General features: G+C 46.4%; 24 protein-coding genes. 15 read left to right on the top strand and 9 right to left on the bottom strand.

Annotation, left to right across the window (positions count from 1 at the left end; translation table 11 throughout):
* Window positions 1–134 precede the first annotated feature (134 nt).
* Entirely contained in the window at window positions 135–1,946 is a 1,812-nt protein-coding gene (gene pepF, locus LBPC_RS03460) for an oligoendopeptidase F (protein ID WP_003662918.1), read from the top strand.
* A gap of 160 nt (window positions 1,947–2,106) precedes the next feature.
* Here the strand turns inward: pepF and LBPC_RS03455 are convergent, their stop codons facing one another.
* The gene (locus tag LBPC_RS03455; protein WP_003662917.1) at window positions 2,107–3,699 is read right to left on the bottom strand and encodes an ATP-binding cassette domain-containing protein; all 1,593 of its coding nucleotides are present in this window, start codon (window positions 3,697–3,699) and stop codon (window positions 2,107–2,109) included.
* A gap of 133 nt (window positions 3,700–3,832) precedes the next feature.
* On the opposite strand from LBPC_RS03455, the gene LBPC_RS03450 reads away from it, so the two are divergent.
* Complete coding sequence (locus tag LBPC_RS03450) at window positions 3,833–4,789, top strand: helix-turn-helix domain-containing protein (protein ID WP_003662915.1); 957 nt, start codon at window positions 3,833–3,835, stop codon at window positions 4,787–4,789.
* Between the two features lie 56 nt (window positions 4,790–4,845).
* Here LBPC_RS03450 and LBPC_RS03445 read toward each other — a convergent pair whose 3' ends face one another.
* Entirely contained in the window at window positions 4,846–5,337 is a 492-nt protein-coding gene (locus LBPC_RS03445; protein ID WP_003662913.1) for a flavodoxin domain-containing protein, read from the bottom strand.
* 273 nt (window positions 5,338–5,610) lie between these two features.
* Between LBPC_RS03445 and tpx the strand changes: the two genes are divergently transcribed.
* Window positions 5,611–6,108 carry a thiol peroxidase gene (tpx, locus tag LBPC_RS03440; RefSeq protein ID WP_003563894.1) on the top strand — a complete coding sequence of 166 codons (498 nt, stop codon included), beginning with the start codon at window positions 5,611–5,613 and terminating at the stop codon, window positions 6,106–6,108.
* 44 nt (window positions 6,109–6,152) lie between these two features.
* Here the strand turns inward: tpx and LBPC_RS03435 are convergent, their stop codons facing one another.
* Together LBPC_RS03435 and LBPC_RS03430 are read right to left on the bottom strand one after the other, a co-directional pair.
* Window positions 6,153–7,139: an AEC family transporter gene (locus tag LBPC_RS03435; protein WP_003563892.1), complete on the bottom strand. Its 987-nt coding sequence runs from the start codon at window positions 7,137–7,139 to the stop codon at window positions 6,153–6,155.
* A 3-nt stretch (window positions 7,140–7,142) separates the two neighbouring features.
* A complete protein-coding gene (locus LBPC_RS03430; protein WP_032781245.1) occupies window positions 7,143–8,810 on the bottom strand; it encodes a malolactic enzyme in 1,668 nt (555 codons plus the stop codon).
* 450 nt (window positions 8,811–9,260) lie between these two features.
* Here LBPC_RS03430 and LBPC_RS03425 point away from each other — a divergent pair, with 450 nt between their 5' ends.
* The gene (locus LBPC_RS03425; protein ID WP_003593587.1) at window positions 9,261–10,136 is read left to right on the top strand and encodes a LysR substrate-binding domain-containing protein; all 876 of its coding nucleotides are present in this window, start codon (window positions 9,261–9,263) and stop codon (window positions 10,134–10,136) included.
* Window positions 10,137–10,360: 224 nt separating this feature from the next.
* Here LBPC_RS03425 and LBPC_RS03420 read toward each other — a convergent pair whose 3' ends face one another.
* Entirely contained in the window at window positions 10,361–11,296 is a 936-nt protein-coding gene (locus LBPC_RS03420; RefSeq protein ID WP_003569257.1) for a magnesium transporter CorA family protein, read from the bottom strand.
* Between the two features lie 203 nt (window positions 11,297–11,499).
* Here LBPC_RS03420 and LBPC_RS03415 point away from each other — a divergent pair, with 203 nt between their 5' ends.
* The 6 genes from LBPC_RS03415 (at window position 11,500) to LBPC_RS03385 (ending at window position 15,763) form a co-directional block, all read left to right on the top strand.
* Window positions 11,500–11,856: a DUF488 domain-containing protein gene (locus LBPC_RS03415; RefSeq protein ID WP_003563881.1), complete on the top strand. Its 357-nt coding sequence runs from the start codon at window positions 11,500–11,502 to the stop codon at window positions 11,854–11,856.
* Between the two features lie 7 nt (window positions 11,857–11,863).
* A complete protein-coding gene (locus LBPC_RS03410) occupies window positions 11,864–12,424 on the top strand; it encodes a 5-formyltetrahydrofolate cyclo-ligase (protein ID WP_003593584.1) in 561 nt (186 codons plus the stop codon).
* Between the two features lie 94 nt (window positions 12,425–12,518).
* Window positions 12,519–13,427: a hypothetical protein gene (locus tag LBPC_RS03405; RefSeq protein WP_003662907.1), complete on the top strand. Its 909-nt coding sequence runs from the start codon at window positions 12,519–12,521 to the stop codon at window positions 13,425–13,427.
* Window positions 13,428–13,688: 261 nt separating this feature from the next.
* The gene (locus LBPC_RS03395; RefSeq protein WP_003593579.1) at window positions 13,689–14,306 is read left to right on the top strand and encodes a flavin reductase family protein; all 618 of its coding nucleotides are present in this window, start codon (window positions 13,689–13,691) and stop codon (window positions 14,304–14,306) included.
* A 22-nt stretch (window positions 14,307–14,328) separates the two neighbouring features.
* Window positions 14,329–15,276, top strand: a complete 948-nt coding sequence (locus LBPC_RS03390) for an AEC family transporter (RefSeq protein WP_003662902.1) — start codon at window positions 14,329–14,331, stop codon at window positions 15,274–15,276.
* A 13-nt stretch (window positions 15,277–15,289) separates the two neighbouring features.
* Window positions 15,290–15,763 (top strand): hypothetical protein, encoded by a 474-nt coding sequence (locus tag LBPC_RS03385; RefSeq protein ID WP_003593577.1) that lies wholly within the window; start codon window positions 15,290–15,292, stop codon window positions 15,761–15,763.
* Between the two features lie 128 nt (window positions 15,764–15,891).
* Here the strand turns inward: LBPC_RS03385 and lexA are convergent, their stop codons facing one another.
* Window positions 15,892–16,518 carry a transcriptional repressor LexA gene (gene lexA, locus LBPC_RS03380; RefSeq protein ID WP_003563873.1) on the bottom strand — a complete coding sequence of 209 codons (627 nt, stop codon included), beginning with the start codon at window positions 16,516–16,518 and terminating at the stop codon, window positions 15,892–15,894.
* A gap of 128 nt (window positions 16,519–16,646) precedes the next feature.
* A complete protein-coding gene (locus tag LBPC_RS03375) occupies window positions 16,647–16,841 on the bottom strand; it encodes a hypothetical protein (RefSeq protein WP_003563872.1) in 195 nt (64 codons plus the stop codon).
* A 503-nt stretch (window positions 16,842–17,344) separates the two neighbouring features.
* Between LBPC_RS03375 and LBPC_RS03370 the strand changes: the two genes are divergently transcribed.
* Together LBPC_RS03370 and LBPC_RS03365 are read left to right on the top strand one after the other, a co-directional pair.
* Window positions 17,345–18,511 carry an AI-2E family transporter gene (locus LBPC_RS03370; protein WP_003563871.1) on the top strand — a complete coding sequence of 389 codons (1,167 nt, stop codon included), beginning with the start codon at window positions 17,345–17,347 and terminating at the stop codon, window positions 18,509–18,511.
* Entirely contained in the window at window positions 18,504–18,983 is a 480-nt protein-coding gene (locus LBPC_RS03365) for a hypothetical protein (protein WP_003593574.1), read from the top strand. Before LBPC_RS03370 ends, LBPC_RS03365 begins: the two co-directional genes overlap by 8 nt.
* A gap of 137 nt (window positions 18,984–19,120) precedes the next feature.
* Here LBPC_RS03365 and LBPC_RS03360 read toward each other — a convergent pair whose 3' ends face one another.
* Complete coding sequence (locus LBPC_RS03360; protein WP_003563857.1) at window positions 19,121–19,483, bottom strand: hypothetical protein; 363 nt, start codon at window positions 19,481–19,483, stop codon at window positions 19,121–19,123.
* 253 nt (window positions 19,484–19,736) lie between these two features.
* Between LBPC_RS03360 and LBPC_RS03355 the strand changes: the two genes are divergently transcribed.
* On the top strand, window positions 19,737–20,759 hold the full coding sequence (locus LBPC_RS03355) for an alcohol dehydrogenase catalytic domain-containing protein (RefSeq protein ID WP_003593573.1): 1,023 nt from the start codon (window positions 19,737–19,739) through the stop codon (window positions 20,757–20,759).
* 60 nt (window positions 20,760–20,819) lie between these two features.
* Here LBPC_RS03355 and LBPC_RS03350 read toward each other — a convergent pair whose 3' ends face one another.
* Window positions 20,820–21,119 carry a hypothetical protein gene (locus LBPC_RS03350; protein ID WP_003563851.1) on the bottom strand — a complete coding sequence of 100 codons (300 nt, stop codon included), beginning with the start codon at window positions 21,117–21,119 and terminating at the stop codon, window positions 20,820–20,822.
* 155 nt (window positions 21,120–21,274) lie between these two features.
* On the opposite strand from LBPC_RS03350, the gene LBPC_RS03345 reads away from it, so the two are divergent.
* Both LBPC_RS03345 and LBPC_RS03340 read left to right on the top strand, forming a co-directional pair.
* Window positions 21,275–21,580, top strand: a complete 306-nt coding sequence (locus LBPC_RS03345) for a SemiSWEET family transporter (protein WP_003563849.1) — start codon at window positions 21,275–21,277, stop codon at window positions 21,578–21,580.
* Between the two features lie 160 nt (window positions 21,581–21,740).
* Window positions 21,741–22,079, top strand: coding sequence for a PadR family transcriptional regulator (locus tag LBPC_RS03340; RefSeq protein WP_003563847.1), 339 nt, complete (start codon window positions 21,741–21,743; stop codon window positions 22,077–22,079).
* Window positions 22,080–22,090: the final 11 nt, after the last annotated feature.

The raw sequence follows: 22,090 nt of genomic DNA, 5'->3' as shown, positions 1-22,090 counted from the left end.
ACATCCTTTTTAATGATTTTACCACGAGTCGCTTTTTGTGGATATGCGTTTCCATCTACCCCATGCGATTCCACAGAACAAAATCATGCAGACCAATGCTATACTTTACCCATTAAGCGAAGGAGGTTTTTTCGATGAGTGAAACCGCACTGCCAAAACGTCAAGAGGTTGATCCAAAACTGACTTGGGATTTAACGCCGATTTTTGCTGATGAGTTTGCTTACACCGAAGCCATTAAGCAAGTACGCGCTTTGACCAAGGATTTTGTCCATCTATATCAAGGAAAGTTGACCGAACCGGCCATCATTGTTGATGCCCTGGGCGACTATGGCTCGATTATCGAACTTGATAGTAAAATTGGACACTGGGCATTTATGCCGTATTCGACAGATACCACTGATCCTAAACTCCGTGATCGCCAAATCAAAGCCACGGCTTTAGATGGTGAAATTGGTGGTCAATTGAGCTTCTTTCAAGCAGAACTAACCCAGTTACCTGAAGAGGTCCTTGATGCCGTTGTTGCCAAGGCACCTGACTATGCTGGCTTTTTCCGCCAAATCAAAATTGCTAAAAAAGGCGCTTTGGCTCCTGCTGCTGAGAAGGTCTTAGCCGAGTTATCACCTGTTTTCCAAGCGCCTAGCAATATTCGCGACCAAACGATTTTCGGCGATATGGATTTTGGCACCTTCACGGCTCACGGTAAAACCTATCCGCTGTCATTCGTGATGTATGAAGAAAATTATCAGAAGCATCCTGATACCGAAGTGCGGCGTGCAGCCTATGCAATGTTCAACCAGACATTGCGTCGGTATCAAAACACGATGGCGGCTGGTTATCTAGCACAAGTCACTCGTGAAAAAATCACTGCCACCATGCGCGGCTATGATTCCGTCATCGATTATTTGCTGGCCGATCAGGAAGTCAGTCGGGCCATGTTCGACCGCCAAATCGACGTGATTATGCACGATCTGGCACCGATCATGCGCAAATATATCACCCACGTAAAGGAATTGTGGGGACTTGATCATATCGGTTATACCGACCTTCAGATCGATATCGATCCTGCCTATTCTCCAACGATTACGCTTGATCAGGCCAAGCAAGACATCGAACAGGCGACCGCCATCATGGGCCATGATTATCAAGCGCAAATGATGCAGGCGTTCACCGATCACTGGATTGATTTCCCTGCCAATCAAGGCAAGGACTCCGGTGCTTACACCGCGGGTCCCTATGGCGTTCACCCTTATGTTGAAATGACGTGGAGTAATTCCCTGCCTGCGGTTTACACCTTAATTCATGAACTTGGGCACACGGCACAAATGGTTCGCTCTGAAAAAGCACACAATATTCTCGATGCTGATTTCAATGACTATTTAGTGGAGAGCCCTTCGACCTTCAATGAGCTCCTATTAACCCACTATCTTGATCAAACGGCTAAAGATCCGCAGATGAAACGCTTCGCCTTGTCCCGCCTACTCAACGACACCTACTTCCATAACTTTGTCACCCACTTACTTGAAGCTGCGTTCCAGCGCAAAGTTTACCAACGCATTGACGCCGGCGACAGTTTCGATGCAGCGGCGTTGAATGCCATCAAACGTCAAGTGCTCACTGATTTCTGGGGACCGGCTGTTGAACTAGAAGAAGGCGCCGAGCTCACATGGATGCGACAAAGCCATTACTATATGGGATTGTATTCCTACTCGTACTCCGCTGGTCTCATGGTTGCTACTCAGGCATTCCAAGCCATCGAACAACAAGGCCAACCTGCCGTTGACCGCTGGTTGCATTACTTAAGCTTAGGCGACTCACTCAATCCAGTCGCTGCTGCTCGGGTAGCCGGTGTCGATGTCACCACAGATGCCGCCTTGAAGCAAACCATTGCCTTCCTCGGTAGAACAGTGGATGAGATTATTTCACTGAGTCATGAAATCAATGGCTAATGACAAAAACTGCATCACACATTTAGCACCACAATTTCTAAGTAGCCCCTCATCATGAAAGGCTGGGAAAAGCCATCACCGCTAAATTGTGCCATTCCGGCGCAATGAACGGTTGATCGCTAATTTCCAGTCTTTTTCTTCGTTGTAAACGGTTTCGCGTTTATTGCTGACTAGCAAGCTCGTCAAGTCGAATCACCTGATCATATTGTTTTTGCCATGTCTCGCTAATATGATGTGCGACCTCAATGAGCGTCCCAGGACTTTTCAAAAGATGAGCATGTAATTGATCGCTTAAATGCTCATCCAAGGCTGATGTCGCTTCGTCTGCCAATAGAATTGGCCGGTGACGTAACAGGGCGCGGGCAATCTCTAATCGTTGCGCCTGTCCACCTGACAGATTGTGGCCTTCATCGCCAACTTGATAGTCCCACCCTTTCTCTGCGATGAGTGGTGTCAAACCGGAGTCAGTAGCTGCCTGATCCAAAGCCTCTTGCGAAAAACGTTCACCAAGCGTCAGATTAAAGCGAATCGTGTCATCAAACATAAACGGTGTTTGCTTAATGAGGCCAAACAATTGCCGCAATTGATGCGTATTTTTTGCGGTCACTAGGGTCTTACCGATCCAATACTGACCGGCTGCTACTGGCAACTCCCCAGCGAGCAGCCGGAGCAGCGTTGACTTGCCATATCCGGAGGGAGCCATCACTAAAATTTTTTGACCTGGTGTGATCGTCAAATTGAGTCCGTTTAGAATCTTGTGGCCGTCAATCGCCACCTCTGCGTGCTTAAGCATCATCGCCCCAGTCCTGATCAGCAATGAGGATTCAACTGTTGGTGCATGATTCGCCGCATTTATTTTTGCGATAAGCGGCTGTGCTGTCTGCCACTTGTTCACAGCACCAATCATCACAACGAGCGGATTTCGCATGTCATTTGAGAGCTGCACGATACCCATAAACAATGCTAATCTTGACGCGCCGCTAATGACGCGATAAATACCAACTCCAAATGGCAGTAAAACGCCGAAACAAAGTGCTAATAACATCCCCAACGAATCCATGCTACTAGTCAAAATATTTAACAACCGCAGACTGTTTTCAAGCTGATCGGCTAGTTGATGGATGCGACCTTTAACAACCCCTTCTGCTTGATAAACGCTGATTGTATCGCGCCCGCTCAAATAATTTTTAAGCCCTGACGTCCAGTTACCATTAGCCTCAGACCAATCTGACGCTGCTGTGCGCAAGCGTCCTTGGGCGACTTTTGAAGCAACTAACGGCACCAGATTCCCTAGGAAAAAGATCAATGCCGTCAACCAGTCAAACGCAAACGCGCCAATCATTGCCCCAACAAACGTGATAAGTTGCCCGACCACTGTCAGTTCACTGGTCACGCCATTGGTTTCGATCATTTTAAGGTCATTGGTCATAAACGACAGATCTGAGCCTTGCGAACTTGATAAATCCGGATGATCAATCAATTGCCGTGTCATCACTTTCTTGATAGTCAAGTTCACTTGGCGAATAATGGCGGCCTGTAGCAACATTGTGGCCCATGTCGCCACAGCAGCTCCGGAAAAGACCAATAAACTTGGCAGCAATGTTTGTAATAATAACGTTGCGGATTTCGCCGTCGCCGCTTGGATCATAGCTGTTAAGCTTGCTGCAACCCCCACATTCATCGCACTCATCAAAACACTCGTCCCAACAAATAGAATCAATTGCCATTTGCGCCCATATCGCCATGTCATCATCTTACATTTCCCCCTTTGGCCTAACCTTGGCGACTTGGTGTTGACCAATAAGTCGCTTTAGTACTTGCTGTTCAATATAGTCAGGTATAGGCTGAGAGAAACAATAAATGTCATATATGAAAGGCAACCTGTCATGAAGATTGGTCAATTGCTTCGTACCATTCGCACCAACAAAAGTATGAGTCTTGCACAAGTCGCCGATGCACAAATCAGCAGTTCCTATCTTTCTAAGATAGAACGCGACCAAAGTGACATTACAGTCACAAAGTTAGCTCACTTGCTCGAACGACTTAGCACCACGCCGGAAGAGTTTCTATTTTTGGTAACTGCTGGGAGAGAGCACGACTATGCCACCCGAGACAGATTACTGGGAACTTATTTTGGCCAGACTTTGGAACTGTCCGCCGACCCAAAAGACTTCCCTAAAGCGATTCAAGTAATGAAGGAGGAAATTAGCCGTGCTCAAGCCGCTTTAGACCGACACCCTAATCTTAAGCAACAATTGGCAGTCAATGCGCGCGTCGTCATTCTTGCAACTTTTCAATCACTCGTCGTTGATAAAGCCCATCAGTTGCCCATCAGACCTGATTTAACCCATGCCACCGAGCAATACTTGCAACGTATTGAGAATTGGGGTGAATTCGACATTTATCTCTTCATCATCTTTAGCATTGCCATGCCGCCTGTAACGCAACGGCGATTATTGACGCTCGCCTTAAAAAGAAGCCGCCACTACAGTCACTACCGCAGTGCCCCAAAGTTGATATTCCATTTACTAGACAATCAGATAACGCTTGAATTCCTGCGCCAAAATTATGACATGGTCGCGACTTATTTAAACCAGTTAAAGGTCGAACTGGTTGAGCAGCAAGATGCAGAATTCGCCTTACGTGCCAAATTTCGCACTGGGGAATTACAGGTTCGTTATGGTCAGCGGAATACAGGAGCAGCAATGTTAAACGAAGCCGTGCAAATTGCCAATACACTCAAGTTGTCAAAGCTTGCTGACTATTTTAATTACGCTCGACGAATCATCTTAAATGAGTCGGCTACATCTGCTTACAAATACTTTGGCATCTATATCGATTAAGTACCCCAGCCAAAAAAAGCCGCTCAAGTGACGGCTTTTTTTTACGATTTTATCGATCATAAATTTGCCTGATCCAACAAGCGCACCACTGCCCTCAAAAGAGGTTGAATGGTTTCATGAATTGCCGGGCAATGACTGGCGCCTAATTGTTTTAAAGCAAGGCTCGTCTGGATACGCCGAAAAAGGTTCATTTGACTTAGCTTGGGTTGGCCTTGTAAGTAATAAAAATCGATAGGCATGACGCAGCGGTTCTGATACTGTAGCTTGATTTGCTTAATTGCCACTTGTTCCCGTCGGATAATCCCGCTACCAAAGACTATCAACTGATCAGGTAAAGACTGGTGAAATTCGCGGTAGAAGGCCTTTAGACCCAAGACTTTTTCACCTACGAGATGGCCGCCATAGATGATAATTTTGCGTTTTTGCAGGTCTGCAGTGGTGACAAATTGCACGTCAATTAATTCACAATGCAGTGCCTGGGCAATGCCAAGGGCAAACCGTTGCGTGAACCCTGTCTCCGAAGCGTAAACAACCAATGCTTGTTCCATTCGACCACCTCCTTCTCGCACCTGAAGTGCCGGTTATTTGCTCGCTAACATTTCCGATTACGTCAATTGTAAAAATCTGGCATGATTTTGCTTATTGTTAATGTACATAAATAATTATATTCGCGTCAATATATATGCTAATGAATTTTAGCAAATTTAATTGTTTGAATTTCGTTTCATCCAAATGCATGCTACACTGATGGCATTCAGAATCGTGGTACACTGATACTGAACTTGAACGATTCCACATTAACGATATAAGGAGTGAGCCCTTTGGAAATAACCCGTCATGGCGAAGCATTAACAACGAATGGTACACCAATCGAACTCGGCGAGCAGTTGCCGACGTTCACCGTTACTAATGCACAGGCAAAACCCGTTACTACGCAGGATTTAAGCAAGCGATTAACGTTAATCAGCGTTGTCCCAGACATCAACACACGCGTTTGCAGTATCTCAACCAAACATTTCAATGAAGATATGGATGCGTTTGATCATACTGACTTCTATACAATTTCAACCAATACCCCACAAGAACAACAGTCGTGGTGTGCCGCTGAAGGCGTGAAAAAAATGCAGTTGTTGTCTGATCAAAATGGCGACTTTGGCAAGGCTATGGGCTTGTTTGTGGCCGATAATCACACCGATGCTCGCAGCGTTTGGATCGTGGACGGCACCGGCACTGTCAAATATCGTGAACTAATCACCGAACAGACACATGAGCCTGATTACACAAGCGCTTTAGCCTATCTAGAAGCTCATCAACATTAATCGCACAAAAAAAGAAGCCATGATCGGCTTCTTTTTTCGTACGTTTAAGCTAAGCCCTGAACGAGCATCATCAAAATTGGCACGACAACCACAAACAAGACGGTAGATGTTGTGACCACGTTTGTCGCATACTCAACATCGGCATGCGCCTCAGTAGCAAGAATTGGCAATACAGCCAATCCAGGCGCAGCAGCTTGAATGATCAAAGTTTGCGCTTCAAGACCTGGTACGTTGAACCCAGCATGCATCCCCAGCAGAATCAAACCAGCGATTAATGCAGGCGCAATGACAAAACGACCAATCAAAGCCACGATGGTATCGCGGTCAAAGCGGATCGCTTTCAGACCGGCATCGGCCAAAATAATCCCGATGTAAATCAACGACAACGGTGTGACCAAACTGCCCACATAATCAAGGGCATTCACTGCAAAGCTTAACCAACCGACGTGAATAAACGGAATCTTCAACAACAGGAAAACCAGAGCGACTAAGAATCCGACTAACGGTGCTGGCAACAACTTTTTCCAGTTGAAGCCAGTACTGCTTTTTTCTGATTTCTTCTGGGTTGGATCGTCCCACGCCATGATGAAGGCCCCGACAGTCCATGTCGACACGGTGTTCACCACATAATACATGAGAAAATAAGGAACGGCCTTATCGCCAAACAAGGCGAGGTTAAGTGGCAGACCAATGAAAATGGTGTTCGCGTTCACAAACATGTTGATGAACGTCCCGCGCCGACCCGGGCGCACTTTTAATAACCAAACCAGTAAGAAAGCGATCAGGTAGCCTAAAATGACGGCACCAAAGCCATAAACAAGGCCTGATGATAGACTCACCAACTTATCCAACGTTAGGCGTTGCAAGACCGAGATGAAAATCGATGCTGGCAAGGCGATTTTCATTAACAAATCAGAAATTGTTTTACCAAATTGATCATCAAAGCGTCCTTGCCGCCGCAACACATAACCTACGACGATCAGCAAAACAATCGTCAGAACACTTTGAATGGATGTACTTAATGCAGTCAACGTTTATTCCCCCAAGTCCATTTCGAGTGAATCCGGCAGTGGCCGGTATTCTGGTTGCCATGTCATATTTGCAACCGCTTGTTTAGCATCTTTGATCGGCTTTTGGTTCAGGCCATGCTTCACCGCATCTTCAGCAACCGCAATTGCCACAGTCTGACTGAACTGATCCAGCTTGGAAACTGGCGGCAATACCGCTGCACCAGGTTCATCAGGGTCAACAATACCGCCTAAGCTGTGCGCTGCTGCTGAGATCATGGAATCTGTCAAAAATTTGGCTGTTGAAGCAATGGTGCCTAAGCCAAGGCCCGGATAAACCAAAGCATTATTTGCTTGACCAATCGCATAGCTGACACCTTGATAGTCAACTTTAGCCGCTGGTACACCAGTTGCGATCAGACCACGGCCATCTGTCCACTTGATCAAATCGTCAGCCTTGGCTTCCGCAAGCTTGGTCGGATTGGACAACGGGAAAATAATCGGACGTTCCGTATGCGCAGCCATTTCTTTAACAATGCTTTCAGTAAAGGTTCCAGGCACGGTTGATGTCCCAACTAGGACAGTTGGATGGACAGCCTTGACAACGGCTTCAAGATTCGTCAACGCATCGGCATTTGCAAATTCGCTGCGTTTGCGAGCAAATGGCTTCTGTTCTGGTGTCAAGTCAGACATGTCATCAAAAAGTAAGCCTTGTTTATCAACCAAGTAAAAATGCTTTTTGGCTTCTTCAGGACTTAAGCCTTCTTCGATAAAGGCTTCATATACCCGCGAGGTAATGCCGGCACCGGCTGTTCCGGCACCAAAGCTCAGATAAACTTGATCGGTCAGCTTCTGTTTAGAAATATTCATCGCACCAAGCAAACCAGCCAACACAATGATCCCTGTTCCTTGGATATCGTCGTTAAACGTGGTGATCTGGTCTTTGTATTCATTTAAAATATCGGCAGCATTACTGCGACCAAAGTCTTCAAAATGCAGATACAAATTAGGGAATAGCTTCTCTGCCGTGGTGACAAATTGATCAACAAAGCTACGATACTTCGGGCCATATACCCGCTTATGCCGATTGCCCAAGTAAAGATCATCATTCAATAGTGCTTCATTATTGGTGCCAACATCCAGCACAACCGGGAGAACTTGACTCGGATCAATGCCAGCAGCAGCGGTATAAACCATAAGCTTGCCGACAGAAATATCTACGCCTTGGGTGCCCCAGTCGCCGATTTCCAAGATGCCTTCAGCATCACTAACGACTAACAAGCGAATATCACGGCCATTGGCACTATGCTTCAGCGCGCTTTCGATATGATCAGGATCGTCAATCGACAGATAAGTGGCGTTTTGCGGATTGACAAACAGCGCACTGTAATTTTCGATCGTATCGGCAATCGTTGGATCGTACACGATCGGCATGAATTCATTGATATGCTCGGAAAAAAGCTTATAGAACAGCACATGGTTCTCATTAAAAAGCGTCATCAAGAACTGACGCTTAGCCAGATCAGTCGGCTTGGTCGTTAACTGAGCATAAGCTTGCTTAACTTGTTGGTCCAAGGTCTGGACAGCTGGTGGCAACAAACCATTCAAGCCATACTGATTCCGTTCTGCTTGAGTAAAGGCGGTACCCTTATTTAAAAACGGATCGTTAATAATTTGCTCTGGTGTATATTTCAAAATCAACACTCCTTCTAAGTGAGCGCGAGCAAGAGCGCTTAGAAGCTGGAGCATAAGTGGGCTTGAGTCAAAATGGCTCGATCTTGGCCATTTTGACTCAAGGTCCATATGCACAAGCTTCTGCGACTGCGAGCGCGTTATAGTTGAGCGCGAGCAGAAGCGCTTAGAAACCGGAACATAAGTGGGCTTGAACCCAAATGGCCCGATCTTGGCCATTTTGACTCAAGGTCCTTATGCGCAGCTTCTGCGACTGCGAGCGCGTTATAGTTGAGCGCGAGCCAGCGCGGTTAGCAACCAGCCATTGCTCGGGCTTTCTTCTTTACAGCAGGTCACATTACACGCCGACAAATCTTATAGTCAAACCCAGCAGGAGTGATAAAATATTTTTATATGCTTTAATCAAAGAATTGGTCTTCTATTCCCCATCAACCGTTTCATGGAGGTAACACTTTGAACACACGCGATTTTGAATATTTTCTGGCGCTAACGCAGACCCGCAACTTTTCACAAACAGCAGAGCAGTTTGCCGTCAGTCAACCAACGATTACGACCGCCATCAAGCGCCTCGAAGACAGTTTTCAAGCGCAACTCATTATTCGTGATCGGCGTCATCACGACATTGGTGTCACGTCAGCTGGCAAACAGTTAGCAGCACACGCCCAAGTGATCCTTCAGCAGTTGACCTTGGCGCAGCAGGAAATTGCGTGGGATCAGACCAACAAAATTCGATTTGGCTTGCCACCAATTATTGGTAACTACTTCTTTCCAAAAATTGCACCGCAGCTTATTGCCGCCGGCTTAATGCCACAATTGCAAACAGTTGAAGCAGGATCCGCCGCCTTACTAAACCAAATCAAACAAGGCGATCTTGATTTTGCCTTACTTGGCGCCAGTGGACCATTACAGGAGCCAGATTTGACGATCAGCCAAATCGGCACGGCGCCATTTGTCATTATTACCCCTGAATCAGATCCGTTGGCCCAAAAAGACAAGGTTCGATTCGCGGAACTGGCGATGCAAAAATTCGTGACGCTCAGTGAAGCCTTCGTCCACACTCGCGCCTTCACATGGTTTCAACAACAGTCGGCATTCATCCCCAACGTGGTCTATCAAACCGGTGATGTGCAACTTCTTAAGCAAATGGTGGCGCAAAATGTCGGTATCGGTTTTTTGACAAATCTCGCCATCAATCCTGATGACCATCTTGCGGCTGTCAAACTCACTGATCCAAAACAGCCGGTTTTCACCATTTCCATTGTCCGCCGCAAAGACCGCGTTTTGACACCGGCAATGCAGCGCTTTAATCAAATCCTTGCGGCAAACTAACGCTGTCATGTCAGTCGTGAAAACGGACTAATTCGTCTGCAACATCGTGCCTCACCAACCCAGAAAGCTCCGCATAAGGATCTAGTTCGCAAGGATTAAGGCCGGCCATCACGTTCCTCGTACTTGCGCCGGTTTCTACTCAGGCTGACGGACGCACACAAAATCCCCGTGACGATAGCGATACGTCACGGGGATTTGTACACCCACTTTCAAAGTACCTAATGCTAAAAGTAATCCTGACGCCACAACCACCATGCCGCCAAGCCGCACAAGATGGCTGTGCCGCCGATTAACCACCAAAAAGCCCAGTAAGCGTTGGCAAACGGTAAGCGAACGTTCATGCCATATATACCACCCACAATGGTTGGAATCGTCAAAATAATTGTGATGCTAGTTAACACCTTCATAATCAAGTTTAAATTATTCGAAACAATGGCACTCACGGCAGTTGAATACTGCGTCAGCAACTTCTCGGTGATCCGAACCATCGTTTGAGCCTCGACCACTTCAACTTCAACATCATGCAACCGCCGTAAGTACCCATTCGTATTAAAAAAGCGCTCGCCGTCGCGTAAGGCTTTAAGCAGCGTACCAGAATGATCCAAGGCCGCATCAAAGAACACCAGCCCTTTTTGCATGGCCATCAACTGATAAAGTTGCGTGTTTTTGGCCGCCTTACCTAAGCTGCGCTCAATTTGCTTGGTTTCATCATTCAGCTTGTCCATTGCAATCACGAATTGATGCAGCACCAACCACAGGACTTCCAGTGCAAACTCTTCAGGCTTAGGAGAAAGTTTTTGTTGAGCCAAATCATCGAAAGCTTGTAAGGGATCGTGGGTAATCGTGATCACACGATCATTCAGTAGAATCATGGTCATAGGTACCGTATTGTATTGATCAAACCCCGTTTCACTGGTCGTTTCAACTGGGTAACGCAAAACAATCAACCCTGGTACCTGATCTGCCGGATTTAAGCCCTCCACTCGTGCATTTTCATGTTGATCGGTTGCTGCCGCCAGATAGGTTGCTGGCAGCCCGTATGTCGTCGCCAGCGTCTGTAGTTCTTGAGGCAACGGCGCCGAAACTCGAATCCAGTTGGCCTGATCGTCTGTGGTTACCTGCATATTTCCTCGTGGCTGGATCTGATAACGCGTAATCATTTCAACACCTCTTGGCCGTATTAAAGCGCGTTTACTGGCGCAGAGGCCGTTCTGTATGCACCCTTGTCCGCGATGCCAATCCCGTACAAAATGCTCACACGCGGATTGCTACACGCGCCAGTTCACGTTCTCTTTTATTATAACGTATCTATCCTCCCATTCGGCCACTAGTTGCCAAGGCTGGTAGAATAGTCAGTGAGGTGATGATTTTGAAAGTAACACTTGAACGCATCTACCAAAAACCGCAAGCATCCGGATTCCGTGTCCTTGTTGACCGAGTTTGGCCACGGGGCATCAGCAAAGTTAACGCTGCTTTGGATTTATGGGCCAAAACCATTGCGCCGTCCACTGAGTTGCGGAAGTGGTTTGGTCACGACCCTGAAAAGTACCCTGAATTCAAGAAGCGGTACTTAGCTGAGTTAGCAGCTAATCCTGACCTGCCAGACTTCATCAAAACATTGAAGCAACATGAACAAGAGCCAGTCATTATGCTCTATGGTGCCAAGGACGAAACGCATAACCAAGCCGTTGTTCTAAGCGAACTACTCAAAACAAAGTGAGGTCACTATGCCAAGCAAAGCCGAATTCCGCCCGCTTCAGTTAAAACGTCTGAAAGCCGTCCAGAAAGCGACTCAGGCTGCCAGTGCAGCGCTTTTGGCCGCACTAGTTCAAACACCTATGTGGCAACGTGCTCACAGCATCGGTGTTACCGTAAGCGGACCGTTTGAAGTCCCAACCGAGCCAATTATTCAGGCGGCCCACGACGCCAATAAAGCCGTCTACTTACCACGGGTCATGCCCAAGCGGCAAATGGTTTTCCTACCTGATCCTGGCAAAAACAAGCTGATCACCAGTGCTTTTGGTATCCCGGAGCCGCCTTATCAAGCCGATCAGATTCATGCCGCCCCTGATCTCATTTTGGTGCCTGGCATTGGCTTTTCGCTGGCTGACAAGTACCGCATCGGTTTCGGTGGCGGCTATTATGATCGCTTTCTGACAACTTATCGCGGCAACACGATCACACTGGTACCACCCGTGATGGCGTTTCCGCAAGTGGCTTGGCCTGTGGAGCCGTTTGATGTTCCAATTCAAACCTTGATTCTTGCTAATGGGGATGTCATTGTGTAACGGTTAGGTTAAGCATTTGGTAAAAGATTGCCTTTCTACTGGACATTCCTTATATTAAAATAAACCTTTTTCATCTTATTTCAGGAGGCACAATATGCGACGTGAACGTATTCGCAAGAATCGTCGAACGCTTTATCTCACGCTCACCGGTATTGGTGCCGCGGTTATTTTTGTAGCTGTTTTTATGTGGCTCGTTCTTCGCGGTGCTAAAGTTCAAGGACCGGTGACATCTTCCAGCAGCAGTGTTTCACCTTCAGTCACCGTCACACACCCATTTAACAGCGGTACTTATAAGGCTTCGGGCACGGTCATCGATCTAGACCGTGATCAACATGACTTAACCGTCTATGTTAAGCTGACAGATGACCAAACCTACACTCGCCTGCTCATTCTCGATCCTCATGGGCATCCATTTGTCGTCAACGACACCGGCAGTTTTAAGCGTAAAAATGGCAAACTAACATTGACATCCGAACACGCTAATGTTTATGAATATGCAAGTGCGACGACGTACAAGAACAATAAGCCGACTGCCGTTCGCCAGTATTCAGTCGATGGCGCGACCGGCACTGTTCGAAGCTACACCAAGACGCTCACATTCGAGTTGAACAACACGATTACGCTGAAAAACAAAACACCGCACAGTTATCGCTATGTTGAGACCAATTTGCCACTAAGCAAATCGAAGAAAAAGCTAACCAGTCTGGCTAAATTCAAAACCACGCAAGAAACAGCCAACGCACAGTCAAGCACTGTCAGCAGTGCACCGGTCATCGTTAGCCAACCAAGCGAGCCACCATCATCAGCGGCGCCAGCGCCTTCTGTTCAGCCGAGTGTGGAAAGTCAACAGAGCACGGTTGATAATAGCGGTAGCAATCATAATGGAAATAACAATAACGGTCAAAACGAGTCCCAAACTGACGGCAATTCGAACGCATCTAGTGAACAACCATCCCCGTCACCAGACAGCAGCTCGTCAGCTTCAAACAGTAATCCCAGTTAATTGATTCCCTTAAAAAATCTTACTGACACCCGATTTTTCAGGTGTCAGTTTTTATATGATCAATGACATCCTTGTGATGACTTTAAAAAACATGCCATGACTGACATCAATGATGCCAAATGATGGTTCCACTTTGACGCCGCCAACTGCCTGCGCTAAACTTGCAACCATAGTGGGAAAAATCAAGTTGATGACCACACCCAAATGCGACCCACTCAATTTAACGCACCTGCCGCGTTACCAACTTTCTGGAGGACCACGATGTTCAACCTTGCTGCCGCCGACTTATCCGCGCGTGATCAATATAAATTGCTGGCTGGCAGTATGATCCCGCGGCCAATCGCTTGGATTACCACGCAAAACACGACTGGCCTCATTAACCTAGCGCCTTTTTCATTTACGACCGGGATTTCAAACCAACTGCCACTGTTGTCAGTAGCAGTTTTACGTGATCGGGGTCAGGCAAAAGATACCGCTGCAAATCTATTGGCGCGCCACGAGGCCGTTGTTCACATCGTGAGTGCAGATCTCACGAAGGCCATGAATCAAACAGCTGCCCGCTTAGCACCTGATCAAAGCGAGTTGTCGTTGATTGACCTGCCGTTAGTTGCAAGTACGGACATTCAGGTGCCGGGGTTGCAGGCAGCGCGTGTTCGATTTGAAACCAAGCTTTATCAATACGTGCCGATTCGTAACGCTGATGGTGACATTTTGACTGATCTTTTCATTTTAGAAGTGCACCGATTCCATTTTGCCGATACGGTTCTTGATCCGACAACGCTTCACATTGATCCCACCGCTTTGGCGCCGATTGCCCGCCTCGCCGGGCCGACATACGCCGAGCTTGGACGCACCTTTACACTGCGGCGGCCAAAATAATTTTATAAAGGAGTGTCAGTATTTGACCGCATTTATTTCCAGTGTTTTTGGTGTTCTTGAAATTTTGATTCTAATCGCAATCGGCTATTTTCTGACAGCACGCGGGTGGTTTAATGACCATTCAAGTAAAATCATTGCCAAAGTTGTCACCCAAGTTGCTTTGCCAGCCTACATGATTGTCACGATCGCTTCAAAATTCACGGCGCCAATGTTGCTGCGACTCTTGCCAGATTTGTTTTTCCCAGTCCTTTCCATGATGATCCTATTTGCCCTATCATTTCTGGTTTGCTACTTATTGAAGGTGCCACATGCACGTAAGGGTACCTTTAAGTCAATGTTTTTTAACTCCAACACAGTTTTTATCGGCTTGCCTGTCAACTTAGCCTTATTTGGGCCAAGTAGTCTGCCATATGTGTTGGTCTACTACATGGCCAACACCACCATTTTTTGGACCATCGGCGTTTACCTTATTCAAGGTGACGGCCCGCGCCCAGCTAAATTTGATTTGAAAAAGGTACTTGGGAAAGTGTTCTCACCGCCGTTGCTCGGTTTTATGTTAGGGATTGTGCTTGTGCTTTTAAAAATCAAATTGCCGACTTTCTTGATGGCCGATCTGACTTATATCGGTGCCTTAACTGTTCCTGGCTCCATGTTCTTCATTGGCATCGCTTTGCATCAAGCAGGCTGGGGTAAATTAAGAATCAGCAAAGAAGCTTTGGGTATTTTCAGTGGCCGCTTCCTCTTTGCACCGTTACTCATGACGGCGCTTGTCGCCTTCGCCCCTGTCCCAACTTTGATGAAACAAATCTTTATTTTGCAATCTTGCATGCCGGTCATGACCAATGCGCCTGTTGTTGCCAAACTGTACGATGCGGATTCCGATTACGCTGCTATCATGGTCACCGAAACAACGCTGCTTTCGATGATCGTGATCCCAATCGTGATGACTTGCATCCAGTTCATTCACTAGGAGTTGCTGTCGAATGAAAAAGCGCTATCTGCTACTAGCAGCAATCTTGATCTTATCAGGCTGCTCACAAACTACCTCAACCCCCAAAAAGACAACATCATCATCGAGCGCAACATCACAATCGCACACGGTCAAAAAAACTGTTCCGAAAGCGACCTTAGGTACATTGGTTGGCCATGCGTTCGTCCAAACAAAAGATGCGACCAAAGCAATTCGAGTCACCTCATCCACCAGCGGCTACTATCTTGAAACATTAGCCAATCGAGATGGTGTCTTTGAAAGTACTGATAGTGGTATTTTTGCTGCTGATTTGACCCTCAAAGGCCGAATCTTCACCTTCACTGGTAAAGCGCAGCCGCAAGCCTCTGCTAATACGATACAATTTCAATTAACAAAAACCGGTAACTTAAAGCAGTTGCCCGATGGTCCCGTTTATAAAAAGGTGCCACAAGACGATCTCGATCGCCTCGCCCAACAAAACCAATAAAGTGTCTGAGCAAAAAGACATCAGCCGTGATCCTATATTTTGTGGGATCACAGCTGATGTCTCTTTTGTTGATGGTACATTTTAATTGGATTTAAGTTGCCAGCCTAGTCATTCACGACTTCAAATGGTTAAACTAATGCAGGCCGATATAAACTCACAACGATGCCAAGAATCGTTACATCCGGGAAGAACATATCATCCATACTGTCATTTTCAGGATGTAACCGAATGCCGTTCTTTTCTTTATAAAATCGCTTGACAGTGGCTTCATCTTCCTCAGTCATTGCAACAACAATCTGCCCATTCTCGGCGTCATTCTGCTTCTTGACAATAATCTGGTCACCATCTAAAATGCCGATTTTGATCATTGAATTACCTTGAACTCGCAACATGAATAATTCGTCAGCGGCATACGGAAGATCGTCTGGTACCGGAAAATAATCATCGATATTTTCGATGGCCGTAATCGGGACCCCTGCAGCAACTGTGCCGACGATCGGAATACCGTGATCCTGAACGCCAATGAAGTCACGTCCGGCTGAGGTCACTTCAAGCGTCCGCGGCTTCGCTGGATCCTTAGCAATAAGTCCCGCCGCCAACAATTTCTCCAAGTACGCTGCCACCGTGCTTGACGAACTTAGACCGACTGATTTGCCGATTTCGCGAACCGTGGGCGGGTACCCATGATCCTCGATTGCATCATAGATTGATTGTAAAATTTGTTTCCAACGTTTCTGACTTGCTTGTGTTGGCATCCGCTCACCGCCTCAGTTCTAATTGATTACACAAAGCATACCAAAGCGAACGAACGTTTGCAATGATTTTATGCCTAAATAGCAAAAAAGTCCACAGATAAAAAGCATCTGTGGACCTCATCCTTAAATTAATTATGCAATAATGGCATCTTATGCATCTGACGCCGATCACATCTGCTTTTGATGACCGCGTAGAAGAAACTCAAGAAAATATCAAGCGCGATTAACAAAATGCCGGCTGTCGCAAAGTTGCTGAATAACAGCAAGGTTGCCACGAGGGTCAGAGTAATTAATGTCCATTTTGCGCCCCGTAGGATTGTCATGTGGGGTCACTCCTCTCCGTATCGGATAAACCGACATATACTCACCGTTTTGGTTGTGACTCTAATCATACCCAATTTTTGAGTTTTGTAAAGCCTTTGTATACATAAAATTTACATTTGATGCCTTTATTTAGGGTTTTTAAAGATTTGTAACGATTATTCCATGTTGTTTGTAAATTTTATGTAATCTTTTTTAACATCAAATCAATCCGCTTTTAACACGGCTATCCTCGAAATATGACCATGAGTCGAGTATCATTAATGGTACAGAGCGTGAACAGGCACGTTTAGAAATCGGAGCATAAGTGGCCTCCAACCTAAATGGCCGGGCTTGGGTCATTTAGGTTGGAGGTTCCTTATGTGCAGGTTTCTGTGCCTGTGAACGCGTTTTAATGAGCGTAAACAGGCCCTGCCGCAAATCTGGCTAGTCGCTCTCATCGTTTGTTATTGTCATGAAGCTTATACATCCAACAGGTATCACAATTGTAGAGGAGGGTACCCCCTTGAAACATACCGACTCGTGGCTCTATCGCCGCTTTCTTAATAGCAAGTTTATGATCCTGCTAGTTGACTTGTTACTGGCATTGCTCGTGATTTTCGTTTTCACTAAAATTGCGTGGGTTTTCCAGCCAGTACTGGATTTTCTCGGGATTATCGCGCCACCGTTTATCTTTGCCGGCATTCTCTTCTACCTTACTGTCCCGATTATTAATCGATTAGAAAAATTCGGACTTCATCGTGGCTGGGCAATTGGCCTGTTATTCATTGTGCTGATCGGTTTGTTGGCGTGGGGATTGTTGCGTTTCATTCCGGCAGTAAGCAATCAAATTACCAGTATTGTCCATTCAGCGCCGCAAATCTTTGATGAAATTGGCAAATGGTTGGATAATCTGAATGACCAGCAGAATATTCTCTCACAGCATGATCTCAATGAGATTGCAGCAGAAGTGCAAAGTTTCTTCACTGGTAAACAAGGTGCCTTCGTAACCGGCACAATTTCTCAACTGCAGAACTTAATTGGCATTGTTGGTAATGTCGTCATCACCATTTCAACAGCGCCAATCATTCTTTTCTTCATGTTAAAAGACGGCGACAAATTTACGCCGATGGTACTTCATATCGTGCCAACTAAACTTCGCCGGTCAGTCAAGCAAATGTTGCATGAGATGAATGAAAAGGTCGGTTCTTATGTCCAAGGTCAAATCACCGTTGCCTTATGCGTTGCAGTGATGTTCATGGTCGGCTATTCAGTGATCGGTTTACGTTATGGCCTTATCTTCGGCTTATTGGCATGCCCACTGAATTTGATCCCATACTTTGGCTCAGCCTTGGCGATGATTCCGCCGCTCATCATGGGTGCCCTAACCTCCCCGCGAATGATTTTAGCTGTCATCATCGTCTTTTTCATTGAATGGCTCATCGAAACACAAGTCATCTCACCGCTTGTGATGGGGAGTAAACTTGAATTACATCCCATCACCATTGTCGTCGTGTTGTTAACAGCAGGTAATCTATTCGGCTTAGTCGGCGTTATTCTTGGCATTCCAGGATTCGCCGTGTTGAAGATCGTGGTCACCCGCTTCTTCAGTTGGTATCAACAGGTTTCCGGGCTCTATGAAGCCGAGCATGCCACAGATGACACGAAGCAAAAAGGAGTTCCTCATGAATAATTTTAATGTTTTTCTGATCGGCCTTGACGTCATCCTGATGGCGCTTGCCGGTTACTATCTTTATTGGCAAAGTAAAATTCAAGTTGCTTCACGTTACGCTGTCACCCAGCTGATGTGGGCAGTTTTCCTAGGCTTTTGGTTTATGACCACTCGGGTCAACAATTTGCCTTACATTGTCTTCATCTCAATCTTTTTGGTTTTGTCGATCATGGCTGGTACCGGTGGATTGGCGCCAACGCGCTTAATCGCGAATGGTATTCTGGCGCGCGTTATTCCTTACGCGAACATGTCCAGCATCACGTTGACGCCGGTTAGTTTGCCTAATGGTCAGGAATGGGTTGTTGCCGTTTTCGCTCTTAGCAAACGGCGCATGGTTCGCCTGACTTTCCAAGCAAGTCTTCAAAACTTTATGACGGAACTCACGAAAGTTTTGCCAAAAACAGTGCCTGTGACTGTCCAACGCATGAACTAGCGGCGCAATAACAAATAGCGTTTGCCACAAGTTGTTACCATCAGCAAGTATCGACAAAAAACTCCCTGAAAATTTTCAGGGAGTTTTCATTTACTTTCACTAGGCTTATACCCTATTCATCTGACTCTTTTAGCAACTTACTCATCGATTTTTCTAATGGCCAGCAATGCGACAATCGCCAGAGCGACCCCTGCTCCTGCCACCAACATCTGCCATGGTGCCGTGGTATCTAAGAAGAAATAATCAATCAGGGTCAACATCAATGCCGCAAAAAGTAGATCGACCCAGAATCGGCGCCAGCGCGTGGTCGCTGCCGTGTCTAAAATCAGGACAATGCCAATCAATGCTGACAAAACAAGTCCAAAAGAAATCGTGGCAATCGTGCCAATGGTATCTGTTGGCCGCATCGTATACCAGGCAAAGAGCGCAAATCCTACTGCTGCCAACAGCAAGACAATGACAACACCGATCAATTCGCGCTTAGTACCAAGTTTTTTCACTATGCAGCCTCCTTAAATGTGATCTTCGACTTAGAAACACTGCCGCGTCACACGCTGTCTTCATCATGGTAACCGGTAGTATGACAATCAATGGTTCATAACCTGCAGATTCATCAACCGCCAACTGTGCCAACACCATACTGTTCCTTGCAATATCTTGCACATTTTACCAAAAAAAAACCGGAACTTCCAACTATTCGTGGAAAAAGGTTACAATCACAGTAGGTCTTTATTTACAGAAAGGGCGATTTCGATGACACAAAATCTTGCAATTGGCTTTACAGAAGGGTTGCCAATCACGGCACCCAACAGTCTTCAACAGTTCACGCTGCCAATGCCGCAGCCCCAGTCAGGCGAAGTGATCGTGGCTGTTGCCGGGGTCTCCGTCAATCCTGTTGATACGAAACGCCGACAAGTTGCTGGAAAGCATCAAACACCGCAAATTCAAGGCTATGATGCAGTCGGGACGATTACACAGATCGGTGCCAATGTCACCGGCTTCAAGCCTGGTGATCGCGTCATCTATGCTGGAACAACACACCGTCCCGGCAGTAATCAGCAATATCAGGCAGTTGATGCCCGCTTACTCGCTGCCGCGCCAGCTGATGCCCCAGATGCCGATCTTGCTGCGCTGCCACTTGTCGGTTTAACCGCATGGGAATTACTCTTCGAAAAAATGGGCTTTATCCCCGAATTCAACGCTAATAAAGGACAACACTTGTTAGTCATCAACGGTGCTGGCGGCGTTGGCTCCATGCTTTGTCAATTAGCTCGTTGGAGCGGTTTAACCGTCCTAGCAACTAGCAGTCCAAAAAATCATCCTTGGCTGCTTGATCACGGCGTTGCAACACCACTGGATTACCATCAGGATTTGATTGCCCAAGTCCAACATGCCGGCTTGCAAACAGTCGACGGTATCGCGTTGCTTTATCAACCAGAACCTTACTTGGCAGCAGCCAGTCAACTGATTCGTGCCTTTGGCCACATAGGCTGTATTGTTGGCCCACAAACTGGTTTGGATTTGGCCGTTGTTAAAGATAAGGCTGCCAGTTTTGATTATGAGTACATGTTTGCCAAAACCGACTTTGATTATCATGTGGCTTCTCAAGGTGCTATTCTGAGCCGTCTAGTCTCACTCTATCAGGACCATCAAATCAAGGCATCAGTGACCAAGCATTTTGACACCATCTCGGTTGACACCCTTAAGACTGCGACCGCTCTAGTTGAAGGTGGCCATGAAGTGGGCAAGGTTGTTTTGACTGGCCCGTTTGCTTAATACCACTCACGACCATCAAACAAAGCTAAACTGCCGATAACCATCACAAGCAGTTTAGCTTTATTTGCGGAAACCTAAGGCGTGCTGTAAGGCGATCTTGGCACCTTCAGAGTTCAGCTGACCCGGATCATAAATGATCGTGCCGTTACCCATGTAATAGTGAAATTGCTGTAACACGGTACGATTGGTCACCGTGCGCAAGCGCAACTCATCATTAACAGCATCAAGAAGTTGTTCGCTCCATGTTTTGCTCATCATTTCCGGAATATCCCGCTCAGTGACGTAACCCTTATCCATAATCGCATCCGCACCTTCTTGCTTTTGAGTTCGCGTCACGGTGTTCTCCGATTGTTCTGCCATCGTAATCCTCCTTAATCTGCTTGTTTTCAGAAAATTTTTAGAGCCGCTTATCCGCGGTCTGTCGCCTTCTTGATTCTATCACACCCAGACACATGCCTTGGGTTTAGACTAATTTAGTGTTATGGTTATTTTTATCCAAAAAGGAGGCGTTATGAATGCGCGTTGACACCGGAAAGTATCCTGAAGGGGTTGACCCCGTTCGAGTGAAACGACTCAAGTTATTGAGTAAAGTCGCGACATTCACCTGTATTTTAATGTATGTTTCTTATATTCCCGAAATCATCGCCAACTTCTCCGGGAATCCGGTTAATCCGATTCAACCACTGGTTGCGATGATCAATGCCACTTTGTGGACCTTCTATGGTTGGACTAAAACATACAAAGACTGGCCGATTATCATCTCAAATATGCCCGGTATTCTGTTCGGGCTGGTGACTTTCATCACAGTTTTCATCCACTAATAAGCCGCTATTCGACAACACCTTCATCTTAGATGAGGGTGTTTTTTACTTTACCTGATAGAGTAATCGTGCTAGTATTACTTCAACAGATGCAGTACTGATGTAAAGCACTCTGAAATGTGCTTTGCATCAGTCCATAACGATAGAGGGAGGTCATGCTGTGATTAGCAGTGACGCCATGCGTGGGTATAATGATGCGCTCATTCTTGCGATTTTACAGCAAGGCGATTCCTACGGCTATAAAATTGGCAAAGAAATTCGTGAGCGCACAGATGGTCAATACCTCATTCGAGAAACAACCCTTTACGCCGTCTTTAACCGACTTAGCAAAAATGGCTACATCGATGATTACCCAGGGGATGTCACCAATGGCAAGCCCCGCACTTATTATCGCATTACCCCAAGCGGCCGTAATTTTCTTGCTGTTAAAGCAGCCGAATGGGAACGTGTCAAAACCGTTGTCGATCCATTCTTAAAACAGCCGCTAACGAATCTTTAACCTTGGAGGAA

The organism is Lacticaseibacillus paracasei subsp. paracasei (genome assembly GCF_000829035.1).
Taxonomy (GTDB): Bacteria; Bacillota; Bacilli; order Lactobacillales; family Lactobacillaceae; genus Lacticaseibacillus; species Lacticaseibacillus paracasei.
This window is presented reverse-complemented; position numbering and strand designations above follow the sequence as displayed.